General features: G+C 31.3%; 22 protein-coding genes. 6 read left to right on the top strand and 16 right to left on the bottom strand.

Annotated elements, in window-relative coordinates:
• Positions 1-182: 182 nt before the first annotated feature.
• The 5 genes from RCH18_RS07770 to RCH18_RS07750 form a co-directional block, all read right to left on the bottom strand.
• Positions 183-557, bottom strand: a complete 375-nt coding sequence (locus tag RCH18_RS07770) for a GreA/GreB family elongation factor (RefSeq protein ID WP_326936180.1) — start codon at positions 555-557, stop codon at positions 183-185.
• 405 nt (positions 558-962) lie between these two features.
• Positions 963-1,658 (bottom strand): SMUG2 DNA glycosylase family protein, encoded by a 696-nt coding sequence (locus RCH18_RS07765; RefSeq protein WP_326936179.1) that lies wholly within the window; start codon positions 1,656-1,658, stop codon positions 963-965.
• Positions 1,659-1,881: 223 nt separating this feature from the next.
• The gene (gene uraH / locus RCH18_RS07760) at positions 1,882-2,292 is read right to left on the bottom strand and encodes a hydroxyisourate hydrolase (RefSeq protein ID WP_326936178.1); all 411 of its coding nucleotides are present in this window, start codon (positions 2,290-2,292) and stop codon (positions 1,882-1,884) included.
• 18 nt (positions 2,293-2,310) lie between these two features.
• The gene (locus RCH18_RS07755) at positions 2,311-2,808 is read right to left on the bottom strand and encodes a heme-binding protein (RefSeq protein WP_326936177.1); all 498 of its coding nucleotides are present in this window, start codon (positions 2,806-2,808) and stop codon (positions 2,311-2,313) included.
• Between the two features lie 388 nt (positions 2,809-3,196).
• Complete coding sequence (locus RCH18_RS07750) at positions 3,197-5,608, bottom strand: efflux RND transporter permease subunit (protein WP_326936176.1); 2,412 nt, start codon at positions 5,606-5,608, stop codon at positions 3,197-3,199.
• 192 nt (positions 5,609-5,800) lie between these two features.
• Between RCH18_RS07750 and RCH18_RS07745 the strand changes: the two genes are divergently transcribed.
• Together RCH18_RS07745 and RCH18_RS07740 are read left to right on the top strand one after the other, a co-directional pair.
• Positions 5,801-8,071 carry a cation:proton antiporter gene (locus RCH18_RS07745; RefSeq protein WP_326936175.1) on the top strand — a complete coding sequence of 757 codons (2,271 nt, stop codon included), beginning with the start codon at positions 5,801-5,803 and terminating at the stop codon, positions 8,069-8,071.
• Between the two features lie 7 nt (positions 8,072-8,078).
• The gene (locus tag RCH18_RS07740; RefSeq protein ID WP_326936174.1) at positions 8,079-8,408 is read left to right on the top strand and encodes a DMT family transporter; all 330 of its coding nucleotides are present in this window, start codon (positions 8,079-8,081) and stop codon (positions 8,406-8,408) included.
• 92 nt (positions 8,409-8,500) lie between these two features.
• On the opposite strand, the gene frr is transcribed toward RCH18_RS07740, so the two are convergent.
• The 3 genes from frr to RCH18_RS07725 form a co-directional block, all read right to left on the bottom strand.
• The gene (gene frr, locus RCH18_RS07735; protein ID WP_326936173.1) at positions 8,501-9,064 is read right to left on the bottom strand and encodes a ribosome recycling factor; all 564 of its coding nucleotides are present in this window, start codon (positions 9,062-9,064) and stop codon (positions 8,501-8,503) included.
• Positions 9,065-9,103: 39 nt separating this feature from the next.
• Positions 9,104-9,811: a UMP kinase gene (gene pyrH / locus RCH18_RS07730; RefSeq protein ID WP_326936172.1), complete on the bottom strand. Its 708-nt coding sequence runs from the start codon at positions 9,809-9,811 to the stop codon at positions 9,104-9,106.
• A gap of 68 nt (positions 9,812-9,879) precedes the next feature.
• Positions 9,880-10,659, bottom strand: coding sequence for a patatin-like phospholipase family protein (locus tag RCH18_RS07725; RefSeq protein ID WP_326936171.1), 780 nt, complete (start codon positions 10,657-10,659; stop codon positions 9,880-9,882).
• 105 nt (positions 10,660-10,764) lie between these two features.
• Between RCH18_RS07725 and RCH18_RS07720 the strand changes: the two genes are divergently transcribed.
• Positions 10,765-11,370, top strand: a complete 606-nt coding sequence (locus tag RCH18_RS07720; RefSeq protein WP_326936170.1) for a thioredoxin family protein — start codon at positions 10,765-10,767, stop codon at positions 11,368-11,370.
• A gap of 312 nt (positions 11,371-11,682) precedes the next feature.
• Here the strand turns inward: RCH18_RS07720 and RCH18_RS07715 are convergent, their stop codons facing one another.
• The 5 genes from RCH18_RS07715 to RCH18_RS07695 all read right to left on the bottom strand — a co-directional run bounded on the left by RCH18_RS07715 (position 11,683) and on the right by RCH18_RS07695 (position 14,922).
• Positions 11,683-12,213 carry a hypothetical protein gene (locus tag RCH18_RS07715; protein WP_326936169.1) on the bottom strand — a complete coding sequence of 177 codons (531 nt, stop codon included), beginning with the start codon at positions 12,211-12,213 and terminating at the stop codon, positions 11,683-11,685.
• 4 nt (positions 12,214-12,217) lie between these two features.
• Positions 12,218-12,919 carry a tRNA pseudouridine(55) synthase TruB gene (gene truB, locus RCH18_RS07710; protein WP_326936168.1) on the bottom strand — a complete coding sequence of 234 codons (702 nt, stop codon included), beginning with the start codon at positions 12,917-12,919 and terminating at the stop codon, positions 12,218-12,220.
• 5 nt (positions 12,920-12,924) lie between these two features.
• Positions 12,925-13,734 carry an undecaprenyl-diphosphate phosphatase gene (locus tag RCH18_RS07705; protein ID WP_326936167.1) on the bottom strand — a complete coding sequence of 270 codons (810 nt, stop codon included), beginning with the start codon at positions 13,732-13,734 and terminating at the stop codon, positions 12,925-12,927.
• Entirely contained in the window at positions 13,735-13,977 is a 243-nt protein-coding gene (locus RCH18_RS07700; RefSeq protein WP_326936166.1) for a DUF3098 domain-containing protein, read from the bottom strand.
• A 69-nt stretch (positions 13,978-14,046) separates the two neighbouring features.
• Complete coding sequence (locus RCH18_RS07695; RefSeq protein WP_326936165.1) at positions 14,047-14,922, bottom strand: cell division protein FtsX; 876 nt, start codon at positions 14,920-14,922, stop codon at positions 14,047-14,049.
• A 214-nt stretch (positions 14,923-15,136) separates the two neighbouring features.
• On the opposite strand from RCH18_RS07695, the gene RCH18_RS07690 reads away from it, so the two are divergent.
• Together RCH18_RS07690 and RCH18_RS07685 are read left to right on the top strand one after the other, a co-directional pair.
• Complete coding sequence (locus tag RCH18_RS07690) at positions 15,137-18,406, top strand: leucine--tRNA ligase (protein WP_326936164.1); 3,270 nt, start codon at positions 15,137-15,139, stop codon at positions 18,404-18,406.
• A gap of 153 nt (positions 18,407-18,559) precedes the next feature.
• Entirely contained in the window at positions 18,560-19,246 is a 687-nt protein-coding gene (locus RCH18_RS07685; protein WP_200778639.1) for a zinc metallopeptidase, read from the top strand.
• Between the two features lie 229 nt (positions 19,247-19,475).
• On the opposite strand, the gene RCH18_RS07680 is transcribed toward RCH18_RS07685, so the two are convergent.
• The 3 genes from RCH18_RS07680 to RCH18_RS07670 form a co-directional block, all read right to left on the bottom strand.
• Positions 19,476-19,871 (bottom strand): Lrp/AsnC family transcriptional regulator, encoded by a 396-nt coding sequence (locus RCH18_RS07680; RefSeq protein WP_326936223.1) that lies wholly within the window; start codon positions 19,869-19,871, stop codon positions 19,476-19,478.
• A 172-nt stretch (positions 19,872-20,043) separates the two neighbouring features.
• Positions 20,044-20,793, bottom strand: a complete 750-nt coding sequence (locus tag RCH18_RS07675; protein WP_326936163.1) for a uroporphyrinogen-III synthase — start codon at positions 20,791-20,793, stop codon at positions 20,044-20,046.
• A 13-nt stretch (positions 20,794-20,806) separates the two neighbouring features.
• Positions 20,807-21,478, bottom strand: a complete 672-nt coding sequence (locus RCH18_RS07670) for a DUF4271 domain-containing protein (RefSeq protein WP_326936162.1) — start codon at positions 21,476-21,478, stop codon at positions 20,807-20,809.
• Between the two features lie 103 nt (positions 21,479-21,581).
• On the opposite strand from RCH18_RS07670, the gene RCH18_RS07665 reads away from it, so the two are divergent.
• A complete protein-coding gene (locus tag RCH18_RS07665; protein WP_326936161.1) occupies positions 21,582-22,307 on the top strand; it encodes a polyprenol monophosphomannose synthase in 726 nt (241 codons plus the stop codon).
• Positions 22,308-22,311 lie beyond the last annotated feature (4 nt).

The following is a 22,311-nucleotide window of genomic DNA, read 5'->3' as shown; positions in this document are numbered from 1 at the left end:
CACATCCGTAAAGTTAAAAACTTTTCGGAGCAACTTGATGAACTTGGATTTATTTATATCGCTGTAAAACTGAACTTAATATCCTCAAACGTAATAACGTTACATAATAAAACAAAAAAAACAGTCTCAAAACTAAATTTGAAACTGCTTATTGAATATTTTATATTTTAAAAATAGTAAAATTAAATTTTCTCTACTTTGAGTAATTCTATTTGTTTTTCACCTTCTTCAAATGACCAAGTAAGAGTATCACCTTGTTGATAACCTACTAAAGCTAGTCCCATGGTAGACATTATAGACTCAGTATTATTTCTTCTTTTTGCTTTATCTGGCGCAACAAATGTGAAAACTTCTTCCTCGTTATTGTCTAAATACTTTATAGTGGCACGAGTGTCAATGTTTACAACATCTAGGGGTAGTTCTTTTCTAGTTACTTGTTTAGCATTTTTAAGTTGTGCCAGTAAAGTTGCTTCTTGCGTTGGCGTTGCTTTTTTTCTTTTGACATGATCTTTAATCATATCGTAAATTCCTGTTGTTAAAATTAAATTTTTTGACATTTTGTTTTGTTTTATTACAAATCTTTTAAAAGTTTTTTTAACCCAAATATCAAACACTCACACTATTTAAAGATGAGATTTGATCATGAAAAACTTCATCAAAGTTTTGATGCATTATTTTAAAAATAAAGATTGAATAGTGAGGTAGTCCCTGTCTTGGGTAGCGACAGGGTTTAAGATATAAACTCTTTAGAACTTTTTAAAAAAGCATCATCTTGCTTATACTGTAATGACAAGACTAACCCTAAGTTATATGACTTTTTATAAAAAAAATTTCTACTGTTCATCAGGTTGCTTTTTACTAAATGCTAATGTAATCTATATAATAATCATTTCAAAGAATTGAATATAGTAAAAGCTGTTATTAACATTTCATTAGCAGTATGTGGATTCCTATTTATGAAATTATCTTGCTCTATTTAAAGTGATGATATATTTATCAATATAAATTTGCATTTCCTTGGATTTATATTGCTGAATATAACGTGGATGTTCAAGTATTTTTAAGCTTTTAAATAAATTTGCTTCTCCATTTAATTTCTGTAGATAAACAGCATTTTTTTTACCTAATACATACACTTCCGATGTGTCTAGCCCTAAACTAATATGATTTTTTAAGGTTAAAATCATAAAATCCTTAACCATTGTAAATAGCGAATTGTCATCATAATAATTGGCATTAACCCATTTTCCACTTTTATTTTTTTGAACAATAGCTAACGGGAAAGGCGAATTAATATAAAACTGCTTATAAAAATCTTTAACTCCGCCAAAATCTTCAATCATATTATACATAAAGACAGAGGAAATCTCATGTGTATGTGCCGACGCCATTTTTATTCCACAAAAACTTTCTAAACGTTTAGTATCTGTAAATGGAACTCCGGTTACACCCGCTCCATGCCGACTTGGATTGATTCCGATAATAAATTTTCTTGGATTTAAATCAGCATAGAATTTTTGATAAAACTGTTTCATGACTACACTAGTTTCAAGATTGTCACTAAAGGGATTAATCACTTGAAAACCTTCGGGCAGTTCTCCAGAAAAATCTAATTGTTGATTAAACTTAATCACTTTATCTCCAAAATTTTCTAACATGTGAATTCTATTTGTTATACTTCATATTCATTTTTATCAATAACGCTGTGTACGAAGTACTTTTGATAAAATGATATTAAGAAAGATGGTATTTCGTAAAGTTAGAAAAAATATATTTTATAAAAAAAAGAGGATTCAAATCCCGACGATGATCGGGATTTAAATCCTCTAAAATATCTTAAGAACGAACTTTTTTAAGCTAATCTAAAATAGAAGTGATAATTTAGTTTCCTCTATAAGTGGAGTAACCAAAAGCGGATAGGGTTATTGGAACGTGGTAATGCTCGTTATCCTTTAGTTCGAACACAATTTCAATGTAAGGATAAAATGATTTTTGTCCCGCTTTTTCAAAATAAGGTGCTGTGTGGAAAGTTAATTTATAAATTCCAGTATTGTTTTTCCCGTCTGCTTTCAAGAAATCTCCAATACGACCATTTTTATCTGTAAATTTTTCATCGACTTTTGTCCAATTCGCGTTTTTATCTTGTTTAGATAAAGTTATTTTAACATCAGGAGCTGGTTTCCCCTGTGTGATGTCAAGAATATGACTTGATAATTGGTGTTTTACTTCTTGAGCAAAGGTCATACTTGCTGTAGCGAGAAATAATACTAATAAGAGACTTTTTATTTTCATTGTAATTTAATTAATGGATTATTGACTGATTTTAAAACCTAAATTTTGAACTGCTTTTACAGCGATATTATTATCATTTTCTGAGCCGCCACCGCCTGAAATACCGATGCTTCCTACTAAATTTCCATCTTTCCATATAGGTGCTCCGCCGCCCAATAATAAAAGTTCTGGTAATGTGTTTAGATTTTTAGCATCCTTACTTTCTTCCGCATTTTTCATAAGTTGAAAACTTGCCGTTTTTGTGGATAAAGAAGTATACGCTTTTCTGCGTGAAGCTTCTGTATTATGAGGACCAACATTATCCCCTTTTAATAACAAAAGTGTAACTCCCGAAGCATTTAATACCGCAACAGAAATTTTCTTGTTCATTTTTTGAGCTTCTATATTAGCCTGTTTAGCTAATTCCAAAGCACCTTCTTGATTTAAATCGCTATAGGTTACCGTCAATTGTGCAGATGCAGAATAAGTACAAAGTAGAACTAAAGCGATACTCAAGATTTTGATTGTATTATTCATAATCTTCGTATTTGTATAAATTTAAATCTGTTTTTTACCAAAATAAAATTTATTGCTAGTAACAGCTTACAAAAGTAAAGCATTTAAAACAGTGCGTAAAATCATTTACAATTAACTTAACAGCTGTATAATGCGGTTTCTATTGTTTTTATCTTTCCAAAGTGTAGTACCTAGGTGCTAATCTTAAACCTCATAACATCTAGTAAATGGTCATAAGACATTATAATTTGTCTTCACAATTTAAGCCTGCTCTTAATTTCAAGTGCTAATTTTTCTCTGAAAAATCACATGTTTTATTCTTAATAGCTCATAGGAAATTCAGAAATTCTTTTTGAATAAGAAAAATCCCGTATTCTGACACGGGATATATTTAAGAATTACTTTATGATTATTTCAGATTTAAATCATCTTGCTCGTTTGGGTTGTTTAATATGTCAATTTTAGGTTTGATAAACTCTTGTTTATTAGCTAATGATTTATTAAGTGTTAAAACTAAACAAGGTAATAACAATAAGTTAGACAACATACCAAATGCTAATGTAACCGCAATTAAACCACCTAGAGCAACAGTTCCCCCAAAATCAGACAACATAAACACGGAGAAACCAACGAATAAAACTACTGAGGTGTAAAACATACTGATTCCAGATTCTTTTATAGTTGCAAAAACTGATCTTTTAATTTTCCATTTATTGTGCTTTAACTCTTGTCGATATTGTGCCAAGAAATGAATCGTATCATCTACAGAAAGACCAAAGGCAATACTAAATACTAAAATAGTAGAGGGTTTTAATGGGATGCCAAAATAGCCCATTAAGCCTGCCGTAATGATCAAAGGTAGTAAATTTGGAATCAAAGAAACGATTACCATCTTGAAAGAACGGAACATAAATACCATTAATAATGAAATTAAAAATACAGCAAATAATAAGGAGCTCACTAAATTATCTAACAAATACTGTGTTCCTTTTTCAAACACTAATGCTTTTCCGGTCATCACTACATTAAATTTATCTTTTGGAAAAACTTCATCTGCTTTGGCTGCAAGTTTATCCTCTATTTTAGCCATATTACCGGTTCCAATGTCGCGCATAAACGTAGTAATTCTAGCGACTTGCCCAGTACTGTCAACGTAACTTTTCATTAAGTTGTCTTTGCTATTTTTAGTAGCATTTTTTGCATAACCCAAAATAAAATTTTGCTCTTGTGAGCTAGGTAAATCATAATAATCAGGATTGCCATTAAAGTAAGCCTGCTTAGAATATTTTACTAAATTCAATATCGAGATAGGCTTAGAAAGTTCTGGAATTTCTTCTATAGTTTTTTGAAGTTCATCCATTTTTTCTAAAGTAGATAACTTCATGACTCCCTTCTTTCTTTTAGTATCAACTGTTATTTCAAGAGGCATAATTCCGTCAAATTCATTTTCAAAAAATAAGATGTCTTTATAAAAACTCGTATTTTTTGGCATGTCTTCGATCAAACTTCCAGAGGTTTTGATTTTAAAAGCACCAATAATACTAACGCCGAAAATAAGTAACGCAATAGTATAAACATAACGTCTGTTATATTTAACAGTTTTTTCTATCCAGTTGATAAATACACGTGTATAATTTCGATTTAAATGTTCAAGATGTTTTTGTTTAGGAACGGGTTGATAACTGTAATAAATAGGGATTACTATTAAACACAAAAAGAATAGGGAGACAATACTCAAAGACGATATAATACCAAATTCCTTTAGAAGTTGGCTACTGGTAATAATAAAAGTGGCAAATCCTGCAGCGGTAGTAAGATTTGTCATTAATGTTGCTGTACCTACTTTTGTAATAACACGTTGTAAAGCTCTCGCTTTATTACGATGAGCGCTATATTCTTGCTGGTATTTATTAGTTAAGAAAATACAATTTGGAATTCCAATGACAATTACTAAAGTTGGAACAAGCGCCGTAAGAACGGTAATATGATAATTGAACAATCCTAATAAACCAAAAGTCCACATAACACCTGTAACTACTATTAATATTGCAATTAAGGTCGCTCTAAATGATCTAAAAAAGAAGAAAAATATAAGTGATGTAAGAAATAATGATGCGCCAATAAACAAACTGATTTCGCTTAAAATACTCATTGCGTTCAGCGTACGAATATAAGGCATTCCTGAAACGCGTAAATCAATTCCTGTTTCTTTTTCAAACGCTTCAATTTTTGGAAGAAAGTTTTTTACAATATAATCTCTACGTTTTTCAGTATTGACAATTTCTTTATCTAAATAAATGGCAGAGCGTATGCTTCCGCTCTTTTTATTAAAAAGTAATCCTTCATAAAAAGGCATGTTTTGAAACAAGTCCTTCTTAATGCCATTCAAATAGTTCTGACTTTTTGTTTTACTGCTGTCTACAAATGGAAGGAGTTCAAAAGTTTGCAATGAATCATTTTTCTTCAATTGCTTTAAATCATTGATGGATACCACTAAATCAACTTCCTTTTGTGCTTTTATGTCAGTCATTAATTTATTCCAAGCAGCAAAAGCTTTTGGTGTAAAAAAAGCATTATCCTTTACGCCAACTACAATCAAGTTACCTTCCTCACCAAATTTTTTTAGAAAAGCGTTATATTCCTTATTAACAATATGATCGTCTGGCAGTAAATTAGCTTCTGTAAATGAAAACTGTATATTTTTCCATTGTAACGCTAAAAGAATTGTTATCACTGCTATTATGGATAACATTAAAATTCTATTTCTAAGCACGATATGAGCAACTGTTTCCCAAATACCGACTTTTAATTTCTTTTTCATAAATTTTATAAAGTGGGTGCAAAGGTAATTAAAAGGGATTAAATCTTGAAAATTAACGGCTATATATTGGCAGGTAAGTTTGTAATGTGGGCTGATTATGTTAACAATATAATAATTTTACAGTTATTTTAGATTCAGTAAAATTTCTCATCTTTGGTTTTTTAAAAAAATGGAGAGTCTTAAAAAACAAATATGAAAAAATATAAAAACACGCTCTTTTACCTACTTTTAACGGGGAGTTTTTCCGTTTTGATTTATTGGATTATTAGTAAAGGAAAGTTTCTCGAAGCAAGTAAAACAATCCAAACACCCGAAAGTGGCAACGGTTCCTGGAGTGATTTTTTAGCTTCAATGCAACATAATATTCAAGATCCTTTAGCAATTCTTTTGGCACAAATAGTAACTATAATTCTTGTTGCTCGTTTTTTTGGCTGGGTTTTTAAAAAGATTGGACAGCCCTCTGTTATAGGTGAAATTATTGCTGGAATTGCTCTTGGCCCATCTTTATTAGGATTGTATTTTCCAGATTTTTCATCTACTTTATTTCCTGTTGAATCGTTAGGAAACTTAAAATTTTTAAGTCAAATAGGTTTGATTCTTTTCATGTTTGTAATAGGAATGGAATTAGACATGAAGGTCTTAAAAAATAAAGCAAATGATGCAGTTGTTATTAGTCATGCGAGTATTGTAATACCATTTGCTTTAGGAATTGGACTAGCTTATTTTGTATATGATCAATTTGCTCCTGAAGGAGTGAAGTTTCTCTCCTTTAGTTTATTTATGGGAATTGCGCTAAGTATTACTGCTTTTCCTGTTTTAGCGCGGATCGTGCAAGAAAGGGGAATTCATAAAACAAAATTGGGTGCAATTGTAATTACTTGTGCCGCGGCAGATGATATTACTGCATGGTGTATTCTAGCCGTAGTAATTGCTATTGTCAAAGCAGGAACTTTCGTTAGTTCGTTGTACATTATTATGCTTGCAATTATTTACGTACTTGCAATGATTTTCATAGTGAAGCCCTTTCTAAAAAGGATTGGTGACTTATATGGTTCAAAAGATACTATTGTAAAACCAGTTGTTGCTATATTTTTCTTAGTACTCATTATGTCCTCTTACGCTACTGAGATAATTGGGATTCATGCACTGTTTGGCGCATTTATGGCTGGTGCAATCATGCCAGATATTCCTAAATTTAGAACAATTTTTATTGAAAAAGTAGAGGATGTGGCTTTAATTCTTCTACTTCCCTTGTTTTTTGTTTTTACAGGTTTGAAAACAGAAATAGGACTTTTAAATGATCCTTATCTTTGGAAAATAACTGGATTTATTATACTAATTGCAGTGGTTGGAAAATTTGTAGGAAGTGCTTTGGCAGCTAAATTCGTTGGACAAAGTTGGCGCGATAGTTTAACGATTGGCGCTTTAATGAATACCAGAGGATTAATGGAACTTATCGTTTTGAATATTGGATTAGAGTTAAAGGTTTTAACTCCCGAAATTTTCACGATGATGGTTATAATGGCTCTAGTAACTACTTTTATGACTGGTCCAGCTCTAGATTTAATTAATTTCATATTTAAAACTAAAGATGGAACTGATATTAGCGAATCAACAATCGTTAATCAATACCGAATTTTAATTTCTTTTGGGAATAATGAAAAAGGAAAATCATTATTGAGATTAGCTAATAGTTTAATTAAAAAAGAAAAAGAAAAATCAAGTATTACAGTAATGCATCTATCATTAAGTGATGAAGTGCATTCCTTTAATTTAGATCATAAAGAGAAAAATAGTTTTAATCCTATTGTTAAAGAATCTCAATTATTAGATCAAGATATTGTAACCATTTTTAAATCTACGCAAGACATTGAAAATGAGATAGCTGATGTGGCTAATCAAGGAGATTATGATTTACTGTTAATAGGTTTGGGAAAATCTATTTTTGAAGGTACTCTTTTAGGAAAGCTTATTGGATTTACAACGAGAATTATTAATCCTGATCGTCTAATCGATAAATTTACAGGTAAGGAAGGTTTGTTCGAAAACTCGCCTTTTGATGAACGCACCCGACAAATTATTTCTAAAACAAAAATGCCAATTGGAATATTAATTGACAAGAATTTAAAAGTTATAAATAGTATTTTTATTCCTATTTTTGCAACTGAAGATTCTTTTTTATTTGATTATGTTCAAAAATTGGTTTTTAATAATAATTCAAAAATTGTTATTTTAGATGCAAAAGGACATGCTAATTCTAATTTTGTTTTGAAAAGCGCAATTGAGTCATTAGAAAATAAATATCCGAATAATATAGAACTGATTACAAATAAAGTTATTAAACAAGGGTTTTTAAAGCAACAGGATTTAATGTTAATTACCCTTAATAGTTGGAAAGAATTAGTAGATTCGACAAATGAATGGTTAAGCGATGTTCCATCTGTATTAATTATTAAACAGTAGTATTAAAATGAATTGGATTTTATTGATAATTGGTGGATTATTTGAGGTAGGTTTTGCTACATGTTTAGGCAAAGCCCAACAAAGTACGGGTATGGCCTCAATATTGTGGTTAGTAGGATTTTTAATTTGTTTAGCTATAAGTATGTTGCTGCTTTATAAAGCCACACAAACCTTACCTATAGGAACTGCTTACGCTGTTTGGACAGGCATTGGAGCAGTAGGAACCGTATTAGTTGGTATTTTTGTATTTAAAGAACCTGCTGATTTCTGGAGAATATTTTTTATAACAACTTTAATCAGTTCTATTATTGGTTTGAAATTTGTTTCGAGTACATAAAATTGCTTGCGTTTACACTAAAATAAAAAATCCGTTTTACTAAATCTTAAAATGATTTTACTAAAACGGATTTTTTAATGACTTTAAAGAACTTAGACTTTCATGATTTCAGCTTCTTTATGAACAAGAAGTTCATCTATTTTTTTAATAAAACTATTCGTTAAGTTTTGAACTTCATCTTCAGCATTTTTACATAGATCTTCTGAAGTTCCTTCTTTCTCTAATTTTTTAATATCAGTATTAGCATCTTTACGTGCGTTTCTTATTCCCACTTTTGCATCTTCTGATTCAGCTTTTGCTTGTTTGGCAAGTTCGCGTCTTCTTTCTTCTGTTAAGGCAGGAACACTTATAATAATAACATCACCATTATTCATAGGGTTAAAACCTATATTAGCAATCATTATTGCTTTCTCAATTACATGTAACATGTTTTTTTCAAAAGGTTGTAAGGTAATGGTTCGCGCATCAGGAACACTGATTTTAGAAACCTGAGAAAGTGGAGTTGCTGATCCATAATAATCTACAAAAACACTTCCAAGCATCGCAGGAGATGCTTTTCCAGCACGAATGTTTAAAAATTCTTTTTCTAAATGCGCAATAGAACCTGTCATAGATTCCTTAGTACTATCTAATATAAATTCAATTTCTTCAGTCATGATTTATTTATTTTTAATCCTTTTAAACAATTTGGGAACTTAAATATTTACTACTGTTCCTATATTTTCACCTTCACAAATTTTTAATAAGTTTCCTACCGTATTCATATCAAAAACTACAATTGGCAACTTATTTTCTTGGCTTAAAGTAAATGCCGTAGTATCCATTACATTCAATCCTTTTTTTAACACATCATCAAATGAAATGAAATCAAATTTCACAGCTGACGCATTTTTTTCAGGATCACAATCATAAACACCATCAACACGGGTTCCTTTTAAAATTACATTGGCATTGATTTCTATACCACGTAAAACCGCAGCTGTATCTGTTGTAAAATAAGGGTTTCCCGTTCCTGCCCCAAAAATTACAATTCTTCCTTTTTCAAGATGACGATCCGCTCTTCTTTTAATGTATGGTTCGGCTATGGATTCCATTTTTAGCGCCGTTTGTAAACGTGTTTTCATTCCTTTCTCTTCAAGTGCTCCTTGCAATGCCATACCATTTATAACAGTAGCAAGCATTCCCATATAATCACCTTGCACGCGATCCATTCCTGCACTAGCTCCAGCAACTCCTCTAAAAATATTTCCACCGCCTATAACAATAGCTATTTCTACCCCTTTTTGATGAATTTGCTTTATTTCATCAGCATATTCCGCAAGTCTTTTCGGATCAATTCCATATTGCAAATCACCCATTAAGGCTTCACCGCTTAATTTTAGAAGAATTCTTTTGTATTTCATTTTTGAGTTGTGTTGATTGGTGCAAATATAGACATATTCTGATTTTTAAAAATAGTGTTGCAAAAATTTTATAATTTAAGTTTTTCAAATGATTCTTTTGCTGCTTCATAACCAATTTTAAAGACTGCATCCATCTTAATTTTACTAGTTTCAAAAGTTCTATACAAACACAAATCTGTAGGTTCAATAACCCAATCGCAATTATTAAACTTGTGCATATTAGAATTGGCAGAGAGAATATCAAATGCTCTTGTTGTAACTGCTTTAATAGAATTTAAATCTTTAGCTTCAATCTTTTGAATAGGACTGACGTATATACCAATTAAAGTTTCACAATGTCCTTGCAATATATCCGTTGGGAAATGATTTAGAATTCCGCCATCGCTGTACAATTGTCCTGCTATTTCATAAGGTGACATAATGCCTGGAAACGCAGATGAGGCTAGAATGGCGTCAATAATCTTAGTATCAGGATTAAATACTTTTAGTTTTCCTCTTACCATATCTGTTGCTGTGATTTGGATTGGTATTTTTAATTCCGCTAATGTGGCATCTTTAAAGATATTATGAAAATAATGCTTAAACGATTCGGAGTTAATTAGTCCTGCTTTTTTAAAAGTTAGGTGTTTCCAATGGAAAAGATAAATGGACTTAAAAAAATCAAGTATCTCTTCTGGCGTTTTTCCCCAAGCATATAACGCTCCCACAATAGATCCAGCACTGGTTCCAGCAATTCTATCAGGTATAATATTTTGCTCCTCAAGAAATTTAATAGCTCCAGCATGAGCTAAACCTTTTGAACCTCCACCAGAAAGGATGAGACCAATTGATTTTGTTTTTAAATTCATAATTTTAATTTAGTCCAAAATTACAACTTTCGATTTTCTCAAAGTGATATATGTCACAATTTTACCTTTTAAATAGGTTAACTTTGTAAGTATAAAAATGAAATTATGAAAACCACAATAGCGAAAGCATTATTTAATAGTCATCCTTATTTAGAATATAGAAAATTAGTTTCTGATTTGCTATTAGAAAATAAATCTACTGGTCATCAACAATCTGATGATTTAACCCATTATAGTTCGCTAAATGAAACTCGTATGAATCGTTTAGATAAAACGATAAAAATCACAGAGGAAAACGTACTGAAATTACAATCCTTAAAAGGAGAGTATATATGGCTAGTTATATCTGAAGGATGGTGTGGTGATGCTGCACAATTATTACCTATCATTGATAAAATGGCTGTCGCATCAGAAAAAGTAGAGTTAAGTATTGTTTTGCGAGATGATAATGATGATTTTATGAATTTGTTTTTGACCAATAATTCAAAATCTATTCCTATCGTGGTAATCATTGATAAACAAACTGGAAGTGTCTTGAGTCATTGGGGTCCAAGACCAAAAGGAGCAATGGAATTAATACAGAATTATAAAAAAGAATTTGGTATTGTTGATGAAACTGCAAAAACAAATCTTCAAATGTGGTATTTTCAGGATAAAGGTATCAGTGCTCAGCATGAATTGATTGATTTAATGACGCAATTAGATAATTAACAATTACCGTAATTATTCAAATATATTTTGTAATTTCACTTCATTATCCCAAGTCTATTTTTTTAATCTAATTTTATTATGACTGTTTAATTATTGTTTAACAATTTATAAAACATCGTTATGAAAAAATTATTTGAGAAAGTTTATGATTATGTATCGTCTTTCCTCTTTGGAGGTAAAAATGTTGCTAATTATTAACACGCAGCTTTGGCTAGTTTTAAAGTAAAAGTATGGTTTAAAAACTACTTTAAATTTTATTAAAAAAAAACACATCGCAAATTAATTTAACTAGTTTGTCATGTGTTTTTGCTTTTAGAAGGTAACCAGTGCAATTCCTAAACTTATATTTCCAGAATCTCTTTGTTTATACATAGGTAAAGAATAATGATTCAATTCGATAAAAAGAATAAGATCATCAACGGTTTGTATACCGATACTTGCTTTTTTATATTCTCCCATTAAAGAGCCACGACCTAAAACTATCGCTTTCCCATAACCCAATTGTAACGTTATTCTAGTGTCTTCACCCACTTTAGGACTTAATTTAAAATTAGCAAAAACTGGTGCAACGACTAATTTATCAGTCCATTCCCAATTTATTCCAGTGTGAACACCCAAAGCAATCCACTCTTTATGATGAATTCCATAACCAAACTTTGTTCCTAAACCATCAGGAATAAGCCAAGAACCTTTTTTCTGGGTATATTGATCTACTGCACTAGCATCAGGATTTCCTCTAATGGCTGCAGATAGATCAAATTGGAAGTAAGTGAATTTTTTATTTTGGGATGAAGCTGATAAACTTAAGAATAAAAATAAAGTAAGAGCTACAAGTCGCATCATAATGTTATATCTTAGCTGATAAACTATCTTCAAATTCAATGACGTCAATTGCATTAATGACATTGTAATCACCAATCTTTGTACGGCGTAAAGCCGTTAAATGAGAACCTGAATTCATCGCTTTTCCAAAATCAAAAGCTAATGAACGGATGTACGTCCCTTTACTACAAACAACCCTAAAATCAATTTCTGGAAGCGCAATTCTTGTAATTTCAAATTCGTGAATCGTTGTTTTTCTATAAGCAATTTCCACAGTCTCTCCCGCTCTCGCATGTTCATACAATCGAACACCATCTTTCTTTATAGCAGAATAAATAGGTGGTTTTTGATCGATTTCTCCAAGAAATTGCTGCACTGTATTATGAATCAATGCATCATCAATATGTAAAGTGGAATAGGTTTGATCAATCGCTGTCTCTAAATCGTAGGATGGAGTAGTAGCACCAATGTGAAAAGTTCCAGTATATTCTTTGGCTTGACCTTGAAGCTCAGTAATTTTTTTAGTGAATTTCCCTGTGCAAACTAACAATAACCCAGTTGCTAAGGGATCGAGCGTTCCGGCATGACCAATCTTAAACTTTTTAGGAAGTCCAAGTTTGTTAATAAGTGCATACTTTAATTTATTTACAGCCTGAAAGGAAGACCAATTCAACGGTTTATCAATAAGCAAAATTTGTCCTTCTAGGAAATTTTCGAATGTCTTCAAAGTAATTATTTAAAGTATGAAAAGTAAATTAATAAAAAAACACCAACAATAATACGGTAATAACCCCAGGGTTTAAAACCATATTTTTTAATGATTTCAATAAAAAATTTTATTGCTAAAACGGCAATTATAAAAGCTACTACATTACCAATAAGAAAAAGTTGAATGTTTTCATTTGATTTTAAAATTAACTCATAACCTTTCATTTGCGAAGACTCGTATGTTTTTAAGAAAACAGAATAACACGTAACGGCCATCATTGTAGGTACGGCAAGAAAAAATGAAAATTCAGCCGCAACATGACGCGTTAGTCCTTGTTGCATTCCACCAATAATAGAGGCTGCAGATCTGCTTGTTCCCGGCATCATAGCTAAACATTGCCAAAAACCAATTATAATAGCTTGTTTTACTGTAATATCTTCTTCCTTTTTTACGGTTGGATTTTGAAAACGATTATCAATGAAAAGTAGAACTATGCCACCTAAAATCAAAACAATAGCAATGGGAATAGGATCTCCTAACACAGCTTCAATTTTATCATCAAATAACTTTCCTAAAACCAACGCTGGAATTACAGCACAAACAAGTTTTATATAAAAATTGAATTTGGAAAAATCGAAAAACTTTTTCCAGTACAATGCGACCACTGCTAAAATGGCTCCAAATTGAATTGAAACCTGAAATAGTTTTACAAAATCATCTTCTTGTATGCCAAAGTAGGAACTAACAAATACCATATGAGCTGTTGAAGAAACCGGAAGAAATTCTGTCAATCCTTCAATAATGGCAATTAAAAAAGCCTGTAATATATTCATTTATGCTTTTTTAGTATTTTTAAGAATAGCATAAATGGTAATCCCAAAACCAATTAAAACGGTTGTTGGCGCTAATCGAATTCTTCTAAAATTAAAAATTTCATCACTAAATACGTTAGGATCATCGCTTCCACCGCCTGCCATTAAGATAAATCCTAGCGTTATAACTGCAATTCCAATTAATAGAATTTTATAATTTATTTTATCAAAAAGAAATTCTGATTTCTGTTCGTTATTTTTCATTTGTGCTAAATTGAGGTGCATTTTTATTAAATCTGAAATCAAAAAATCATTAATCTGTACTCTTGTAAATCAATATAAATCATCCGTTCTTAAGTTCAAGAATCTTTGTGTCGCAAAGTAAGTACTTAACCAAGTGATTAACACGCCAAATCCAAAAACTCCCACAAGCACAATTCCAATTAGTGCTTTATCATTTAAAATACCTAGATTAGGAAAACTATTTTCAACGTAAATTAATACTCCAATTAACGCTAAAATGGCAAGTAATGCTCCTAACATTCCTAGTTTAATACTTCTAATTACAAAAGGTTTTCTAATAAACGATTTAGTAGCGCCAACCATTTGCATCGTTTTTATAATAAATCGATTGGAGTGAATTGATAAACGCAATGAACTATTGATTAACAAAACAGCAATTATGGCTAGGAAGCTACTGATAATTAAAATCCAGCTACTTACTTTTTTAATGTTATCATTCACTAAATTCACTAATTGCTTATCATAAACAATATCTGAAACCATTGTATTTTTACGTAAGTCGGCTTCTATTTTAGCAATACTATCTTTAACAACGTAATCAGCTTTTAAATTAATGTCATAAGAGTTTTGTAATGGATTTTCTCCAAGAAAAGTCATAAAATCTTCACCTATAATGTCTGTATGTTGTTTAGCTGCAGCATCTTTTGCAACAAAATCATACGATTTTACAAAACGATTCGCTTTTAATTCTGTTCCAAAACCTTTTAAAATGCTATCATTAGCTTCATTTTTGAAAAACACTGTCATAGCAATATTTTCTCTAAAATCATTCGCTAGTTTTTTAGAATTTATGATAAAAAGACCTAAGAAACCCAATAGAAATAAAACTAAGAAGACACTTAGCACTACTGAGAAATAAGAAGAAATAAGACGACGTTTTTGAAAATTGTCAAAGGAAGAACTCATAGTTTATTAAAATTATGGGGTAAAAATAATAAAGAATTTCTTTATTTAAAGTTAATAACGTCCAAAGTTTCAACTTTCGTACAATAAACGTAATTTTGCGACCATAAATTTTGCAACCCATTCGGGAATCAAAACAGTGAATGTGTTAAAATAATTTGCTAGATGGCTTGCGTGTGCGAAAGCATGACACCACTATATAACAATAAAAAAGAGAATGAAATACAATCCGAACGAAATTGAAGCCAAATGGCAAAAGTATTGGTTAGAAAATGAAACTTTTAAAGCCGAAAACAATTCTCAAAAACCAAAGTATTATGTGCTTGACATGTTTCCATATCCATCTGGAGCTGGTTTACATGTAGGACATCCATTAGGTTACATTGCGTCAGATGTCTATTCTCGTTATAAAAGGCATCAAGGTTTTAATGTATTGCATCCCATGGGTTATGACAGTTTTGGGCTACCAGCAGAACAATATGCGATTCAAACCGGTCAGCGTCCCGAAGATACAACATCAGTTAATATTGATGGTGGGGTGGATAAAGAAGGGAATAAAATTGCTGGATATAGAAAACAATTAGACAAAATTGGATTTTCATTTGATTGGAGTCGGGAAGTGCGCACCTCTAATCCGGATTATTACAAACATACCCAGTGGATTTTCATTCAATTGTTTAATTCTTGGTATAACAAGACCAACGATAAGGCAGAGGATATTTCGATTTTGATAGCAATTTTTGAAAAACAAGGAAATGAAAATGTAAACGCAGTTTGTGATGATAATATTGAAGTTTTTTCGTCAAGCGAATGGAGCGCTTTCGCCAAAGAACAACAAGAAAAAATCCTATTACAATACCGATTAACATATTTAGCAGAAACGGAGGTCAACTGGTGTCCAGGATTAGGAACAGTTTTAGCCAATGACGAAATTATAAATGGCGTTTCGGAACGCGGTGGTTTTACCGTTGTTAGAAAAAAAATGACACAGTGGAGTATGCGAATTTCAGCGTATGCTGAGCGATTGTTACAAGGTTTAAACGATATAGATTGGAGTGAAAGTATCAAAGAAAGCCAGAGGAATTGGATTGGAAAATCAGTCGGAGCCATGGTATCATTCCGAGTTTTATCACCTGATTTGTCTTCTGATATTTCTACAATAAATTTAAGTAATGCTAACAACTCTAATTTATCAGAAAAAGAGAAAGAATCAGAAAATATCTTAACCAATGCAGAGCAAATTTTATGGTCTAGTATACATTCTAAAGCGATTGATTATAAATTTTTGCAAAAACATTTAATTGCAGATCATATTGTTGATTTTGTTTGTTTGTCAAAAAAGATAGTCATTGAAGTTGATGGTGAAAATCAAAATTCTATTGATCTAAGTATTGATGAAAAAACACAAATTCTCACTAAACAAGGGTTTAAAGTTATTCGTTTTAAGGATGAAGAAATTTTAAGAAACTTAGCGGGTGTTTTAGATACAATCACTATTGAACTTGATACTATAAGGAATGTCGCAGAGGTTGCTAGGTATATAACCGTTTTCACAACTCGTCCTGACACTATTTTTGGAGTCACTTTTATGACGTTGGCTCCTGAGCATCCTTTGGTTTTACAAATTACAACGCCAGAACATTTGGATAAAGTAAACGAATATATTTTTGCGTCTTCTAAACGTTCCGAAAGAGAACGTATGGCGGATGTAAAAACAATATCTGGAGTTTTTACAGGAGCTTATGCTGAACATCCTTTTACTAAAAAACCTGTTCCTGTTTGGATTGGTGATTACGTATTAGCAGGTTATGGAACTGGAGCTGTTATGGCTGTTCCATGCGGTGACGAAAGAGATTATGCTTTTGCCAATTTCTTTAAAGACAATCCCGAAACTTCTGGAGGTATGCCTAAAATCAAGAATATTTTTGATCAAGATATTTCTGAAGCTGCTTATGGATCAAAGGAAGGTTTCAAGTTAGTAGATTCTGATTTTTTAAATGGATTGGGTTATAAAGAGGGAACTCAAAAAGTAATTGCAGCGTTAGAAGAAATGACTCAAGGAAAAGGTAAAACAAATTATCGCCTTCGTGATGCGGTTTTTTCTCGTCAAAGATATTGGGGAGAACCTTTTCCCGTGTATTACGTGAATGGTTTACCGCAAATGATTGAGGCAAAATATTTACCCATTATTTTACCAGAAGTAGAAAATTATCTACCCACTGAAGATGGATTGCCACCGTTAGGAAATGCGGCAGTTTGGGCTTGGGATAGCGTGAATAATAAAGTTATCAATACTGACTTAGTCGATAATGAAACTATTTTTCCTCTAGAGTTAAACACCATGCCAGGCTGGGCAGGAAGTTCATGGTATTGGATGCGTTATATGGATGCAAATAATGAGAATGAATTTGCTAGTCAAGAGGCATTAAAATACTGGGAAAGTGTAGATTTATATATTGGTGGAAACGAGCATGCAACGGGTCACTTATTATACGCTCGTTTTTGGAATAAATTTCTAAAGGACAGAGGCTTTGCACCAACCGAAGAGCCATTTAAAAAACTGATTAATCAGGGAATGATTTTAGGAATGAGCGCATTTGTGTATCGATTAAATGGAACTAATACTTACGTTTCAAAAAATAAAATTACAGATCAAAACGTACAGCCAATTCATGTTGATGTTTCAATGATTAATTCATCAGATGAATTAGATATTGAAGCTTTCAAGAATTGGAGAGAAGATTATAAAAATGCCGAATTCGTAAGAGAAGAAAACGGAAAATATATAGTGGGTCGCGAAATAGAAAAAATGTCAAAATCCAAATATAATGTGGTAACTCCAGATGATATTTGTAACGAATATGGAGCCGATACATTGCGTTTGTATGAGATGTTCTTAGGGCCACTGGAACAAGCTAAACCTTGGAATACTGCGGGAATTTCGGGAGTTTTTGGTTTCTTAAAGAAATTGTGTCGCTTGTATTTTGATGAAAATGGTTTGATTGTCACTGATGAAGCCCCAACAAGAGAAAATTTAAAATCGCTACACAAAACCATTAAAAAAGTAGCAGAGGATATTGAGAATTTTTCTTTCAATACTTCGGTATCGCAGTTTATGATTTGTGTAAATGAATTGTCGACGCAAAACTGTCATTCTCGTGTAATTCTCGAACCATTAGCGATTGTGATTTCGCCTTATGCACCGCACATCGCTGAGGAATTATGGTCTTTGTTAGGAAATAAAGGCTCGATCTCAACGGTTGCTTTTCCAGTTTTCGAACCAGCTCATTTAGTAGAAAGTGAAAAAGAATATCCGGTTTCATTTAATGGAAAAATGCGTTTTACTATAAAATTGCCATTGGACTTAACCAAAGATCAAATTGAGGAAATCGTAATGAAAGACGAGAGAACCATCAAGCAATTAGACGGAAAAATTCCAAATAAAGTGATTATTGTTCCAGGCAAGATTATCAATTTAGTGGGATAGTATCTGAAATTTTAATAATATCAACCCAAATTTTTATTGCTGGAGTTTGGGTTTTTTATTTGCAAATATTTAACTAGTGTCAATTTGGCATTGTTAATTTTTGGGTCGTAATTTGCTGATTAGCTTTTAACTCAAAAAATAAAAGAAAAAACTATGGGAATGGGATATTTAATTTTAGCTGGAGCAATCATGTTATTCAGCTGGCTAGTTAGTTCAAGACTAAAAAGTAAATTTGAACATTATTCTAAATTACAATTACAAAACGGAATGTCAGGTGCTGAAATTGCTGAAAAAATGCTCGCTGATAATGGCATTCGTGATGTAAGAGTAATTTCTACACCAGGAAGATTAACAGATCATTATAATCCAATGGATAAAACAGTTAATTTAAGTGAGGCTGTTTACAATCAAAGAAATGCAGCAGCAGCTGCCGTTGCGGCCCATGAATGTGGTCACGCAGTGCAACATGCGGTTGGATATCAATGGCTAACAATGCGCTCTAAATTGGTGCCTATTGTAAATGTAGCGTCAAGTTATATGCAATGGATATTACTTGGCGGTATATTATTATTAAACACTTTTCCTCAATTGTTGTTAGTAGGAATTATCATTTTTGCAGCGACTACTCTATTTTCAATTGTTACTTTGCCTGTAGAATATGACGCTAGTAATCGTGCATTAGCATGGTTAGAAAATAAAAGAATGCTAACACAGCAAGAACAAGCGGGTGCTAAGGATTCATTGAAATGGGCCGCTAGAACTTACGTTGTTGCCGCGTTAGGATCAATTGCCACTTTATTATATTACGTTTCTATTTATATGGGCGGTAGGAGAGATTAATTAGAGAATTAATTAATTAGAAAAATAGAAAATTGTTTACAAACAAGAGCCGTTTCATTGCTACAATGAAGCGGCTTTTTTCAAATTATGCCCCTTTTCGAATTCTCATATTTTCGAATTCTCACCTTTTCATATTCTCATATTTTCAAAACATCTCATTTTCTCATTCCCTAATTAACAATTAAAGCTGGATTTGTCTGTCAATTTGTTGATCTAAGGATATGAAAGTTTATGTTCTTGAAACACCTTCTATTGCTTGAATTTTTGTGTTTAGTAAGTGCATTAGATGTTCATTATCTCTACAAATAATTTTTATCAAAATAGACCAGTTTCCTGTAGTGTAATGACATTCCAAGACTTCGGGTATTTTCCTTAAATCTTTCAGAGCTTCATGATTTCGCGCTGCCTTGTCAAGATAAATCCCTACAAAAGCCATTGTATTATAACCTAAAATTTTATTGTTTACAGTAAATTTGGAGCGTGAAATAACACCCGATTGTTCCAGTTTACGCAATCGTTGATGAATTGTCGCTCCCGAAATTCCTATTTTATTTGCAATTTGGAGAATTGGTGTACGGGTATCATCCATTAAATTGCGCAAAATTTCTTTATCAATACCGTCAATTTCGACAGTTTAGGAATTAATGTTCATAAAATATAATTTTAAATTAAAAACTGTATTCTAGTTACATTTTGAAATCGAAAATAGACAAAATATGATAATTTAAAATCATTTAATTTTTAAAAAAAATACCACACAGAATTTGAGTGGCATTTGAATATCAAAAATAATATTTTTATTTTCCTTTATTAGCTTCAATAATATATTTTTCTAAAGCCATAGTCATAGAAGGTGTAGAAGGTGTTGGAGCAAGAATATCAACTCTTAATCCGTGCTCTATCGCTTCTTTTTGAGTAGTGCTTCCAAAAACCGCAATTCGAGTTTCGTTTTGTTTAAAATCTGGAAAGTTCATAAATAATGATTTTATTCCAGTAGGGCTAAAGAATGCCAAAATATCATAATATACATCAGCAAGATCAGATAAATCACTCATTACTGTTTTATAAAATACGGCAGGCGTCCAATCTACTTTTAACGCATTTAAAGTTATTTGTGCATCAGCATTTAATTGATCTGAGGCAGGTAATAAGAATTTTTCATCCTTATATTTTTTTATTAATGGGGATAAATCGGCAAAATCCTTTGGGCCTACGTAAATTTTACGTTTTCTATACACAACGTATTTTTGTAAATAAAAAGCAATTGCCTCTGATTGACAAAAATATTTTAATCCTTCGGGAATTTTAAAGCGCATTTCTTCGGCTACTCTAAAAAAGTGATCAACAGCATTTTTACTCGTTAATATTATCGCTGAGTAATTATTAAGATCTATTTTTTGAAGTCGGATTTCTTTAGCATTTACACCTTCAACATGAATAAAAGGCCTAAAATCAAACTTTACTTTATGCTTTTGCTGAAGTTCAAAGTAAGGTGAATTTTCTACCTTAGGTTCAGGTTGTGAGACCAAAATTGTTTTCACTTTCATATTTTCACTATTTCTAAGCATTCCCTTTTGTAAACCAATAATACATAAAATAATAAGGTGCTATTTCGAGAGCGCAAAGATATAAAATAAAGTAAAACAACTTACCGAATATTATATTTTGATAATTTTTAATTGAAATCAAATAAGTTAGTGCATTTGCAATCAATATTATAGCAATAATTATTAAAGGTATAATAGTTGAAAAGGAGTCATAATAAAATAAAATTATATTCAAAGGGAGAATGAAAAGTCCAATGTAAGTTCTATAAGTCACTTTCTGGAGATTAAATTGCTCCATAAATTCTTCAATATTAAAAGAAGTAGCAATAATTTTTTCAATCAAGTATTTTGATAAAATAAAAAAAATCAGAAATGTGAAGATTTGAATATATAGTAACCAATCTGTTTTACTGGCATATCCAAAATAACTTAATGTGATTTGAATAAAAAAGGCAAGAGAAACAATTTGAACAAAAAAAAGAGATAAAGTGAAAGTGCTATTTAAGTTCGTACTATCTTTATACACTTTAATATATTTATTGGAATAAATTAAGTTAGCAAAATCGCTAAATCTATTTTCAAAAACTGATTTAACAATTGTTATAATCGCAAATGACAATATAAAAAGTGCTGTTGCCCAGTCTTTGCTCTCAATAATTCTCAGCTCAAGTGTATTTTCCATCATATCGCTGTAAAATTACTAATTTTTATATGATTCTTTTTATTATAATTTTATTAAGCTTCTAATCGTAGAAAAAGTTTACTTTTGCGCTGAAATTAGTCAAAATATGAATGATTGTGTTGTTATTATTCCTACCTACAATGAAATTGAGAATATTGAAAGTATTATTCGTTCGGTATTGTCGCAGCACAAATCCTTTCATGTTTTAATAATTGATGATAATTCTCCAGATCATACAGCAAATAAAGTTATTCTACTTCAAGAGGAGTTTAAAGAGGTATTGTTTTTAGAGAAGCGAGCAAAAAAAGAGGGTTTAGGAACTGCTTATGTGCACGGATTCAAATGGGCTTTAAACCGAAAGTATCAATATATTTTTGAAATGGATGCTGATTTTTCGCATAATCCAAAAGATTTAGAGAAATTATACAATGCCTGTCATTTGGGCGATGCTGATTTATCAATTGGTTCTCGATATGTAACTGGAGTAAATGTTGTAAACTGGCCATTGAGTCGCGTTTTAATGTCTTACTTTGCATCGGTTTATGTGCGATTAATAACGGGAATGAAAATTCATGATGCTACCGCTGGTTTTGTATGTTACAAACGTGAGGTTTTGGAGAAAATCAATTTAGACAAAATAAGATTTGTGGGCTATGCTTTTCAAATCGAAATGAAATATAGAACCTATTGTAAAAATTTTCTAATTGTAGAAGTACCTATTATTTTTACTGATAGAACAAAAGGGCAATCTAAAATGAGTAACTCTATTATTGTAGAGGCTGTTTTTGGCGTTGTTGCGTTAAGATTAAAAAAATTATTTAACACATTATAAGAAA

Origin of the sequence: Flavobacterium sp. PL11 (genome assembly GCF_035985025.1) — a bacterium.
GTDB lineage: Bacteria > Bacteroidota > Bacteroidia > Flavobacteriales > Flavobacteriaceae > Flavobacterium.
The sequence above is the reverse complement of the archived record's forward strand: the minus strand, read 5'-3'. Positions and strand labels throughout refer to the sequence as shown.

Excerpts from the sequence above, each read along its gene's own strand:
- RCH18_RS07770 (WP_326936180.1), bottom strand. The coding sequence starts at position 557 with ATGTCAAAAAATTTAATTTTAACAACAGGAATTTACGATATGATTAAA.
- RCH18_RS07765 (WP_326936179.1), bottom strand. The coding sequence starts at position 1,658 with ATGTTAGAAAATTTTGGAGATAAAGTGATTAAGTTTAATCAACAATTA.
- uraH (WP_326936178.1), bottom strand. The coding sequence starts at position 2,292 with ATGAAAATAAAAAGTCTCTTATTAGTATTATTTCTCGCTACAGCAAGT.
- RCH18_RS07755 (WP_326936177.1), bottom strand. The coding sequence starts at position 2,808 with ATGAATAATACAATCAAAATCTTGAGTATCGCTTTAGTTCTACTTTGT.
- RCH18_RS07750 (WP_326936176.1), bottom strand. The coding sequence starts at position 5,608 with ATGAAAAAGAAATTAAAAGTCGGTATTTGGGAAACAGTTGCTCATATC.
- RCH18_RS07745 (WP_326936175.1), top strand. The coding sequence starts at position 5,801 with ATGAAAAAATATAAAAACACGCTCTTTTACCTACTTTTAACGGGGAGT.
- RCH18_RS07740 (WP_326936174.1), top strand. The coding sequence starts at position 8,079 with ATGAATTGGATTTTATTGATAATTGGTGGATTATTTGAGGTAGGTTTT.
- frr (WP_326936173.1), bottom strand. The coding sequence starts at position 9,064 with ATGACTGAAGAAATTGAATTTATATTAGATAGTACTAAGGAATCTATG.
- pyrH (WP_326936172.1), bottom strand. The coding sequence starts at position 9,811 with ATGAAATACAAAAGAATTCTTCTAAAATTAAGCGGTGAAGCCTTAATG.
- RCH18_RS07725 (WP_326936171.1), bottom strand. The coding sequence starts at position 10,659 with ATGAATTTAAAAACAAAATCAATTGGTCTCATCCTTTCTGGTGGAGGT.
- RCH18_RS07720 (WP_326936170.1), top strand. The coding sequence starts at position 10,765 with ATGAAAACCACAATAGCGAAAGCATTATTTAATAGTCATCCTTATTTA.
- RCH18_RS07715 (WP_326936169.1), bottom strand. The coding sequence starts at position 12,213 with ATGATGCGACTTGTAGCTCTTACTTTATTTTTATTCTTAAGTTTATCA.
- RCH18_RS07705 (WP_326936167.1), bottom strand. The coding sequence starts at position 13,734 with ATGAATATATTACAGGCTTTTTTAATTGCCATTATTGAAGGATTGACA.
- RCH18_RS07700 (WP_326936166.1), bottom strand. The coding sequence starts at position 13,977 with ATGAAAAATAACGAACAGAAATCAGAATTTCTTTTTGATAAAATAAAT.
- RCH18_RS07695 (WP_326936165.1), bottom strand. The coding sequence starts at position 14,922 with ATGAGTTCTTCCTTTGACAATTTTCAAAAACGTCGTCTTATTTCTTCT.
- RCH18_RS07690 (WP_326936164.1), top strand. The coding sequence starts at position 15,137 with ATGAAATACAATCCGAACGAAATTGAAGCCAAATGGCAAAAGTATTGG.
- RCH18_RS07685 (WP_200778639.1), top strand. The coding sequence starts at position 18,560 with ATGGGAATGGGATATTTAATTTTAGCTGGAGCAATCATGTTATTCAGC.
- RCH18_RS07675 (WP_326936163.1), bottom strand. The coding sequence starts at position 20,793 with ATGAAAGTGAAAACAATTTTGGTCTCACAACCTGAACCTAAGGTAGAA.
- RCH18_RS07670 (WP_326936162.1), bottom strand. The coding sequence starts at position 21,478 with ATGATGGAAAATACACTTGAGCTGAGAATTATTGAGAGCAAAGACTGG.
- RCH18_RS07665 (WP_326936161.1), top strand. The coding sequence starts at position 21,582 with ATGAATGATTGTGTTGTTATTATTCCTACCTACAATGAAATTGAGAAT.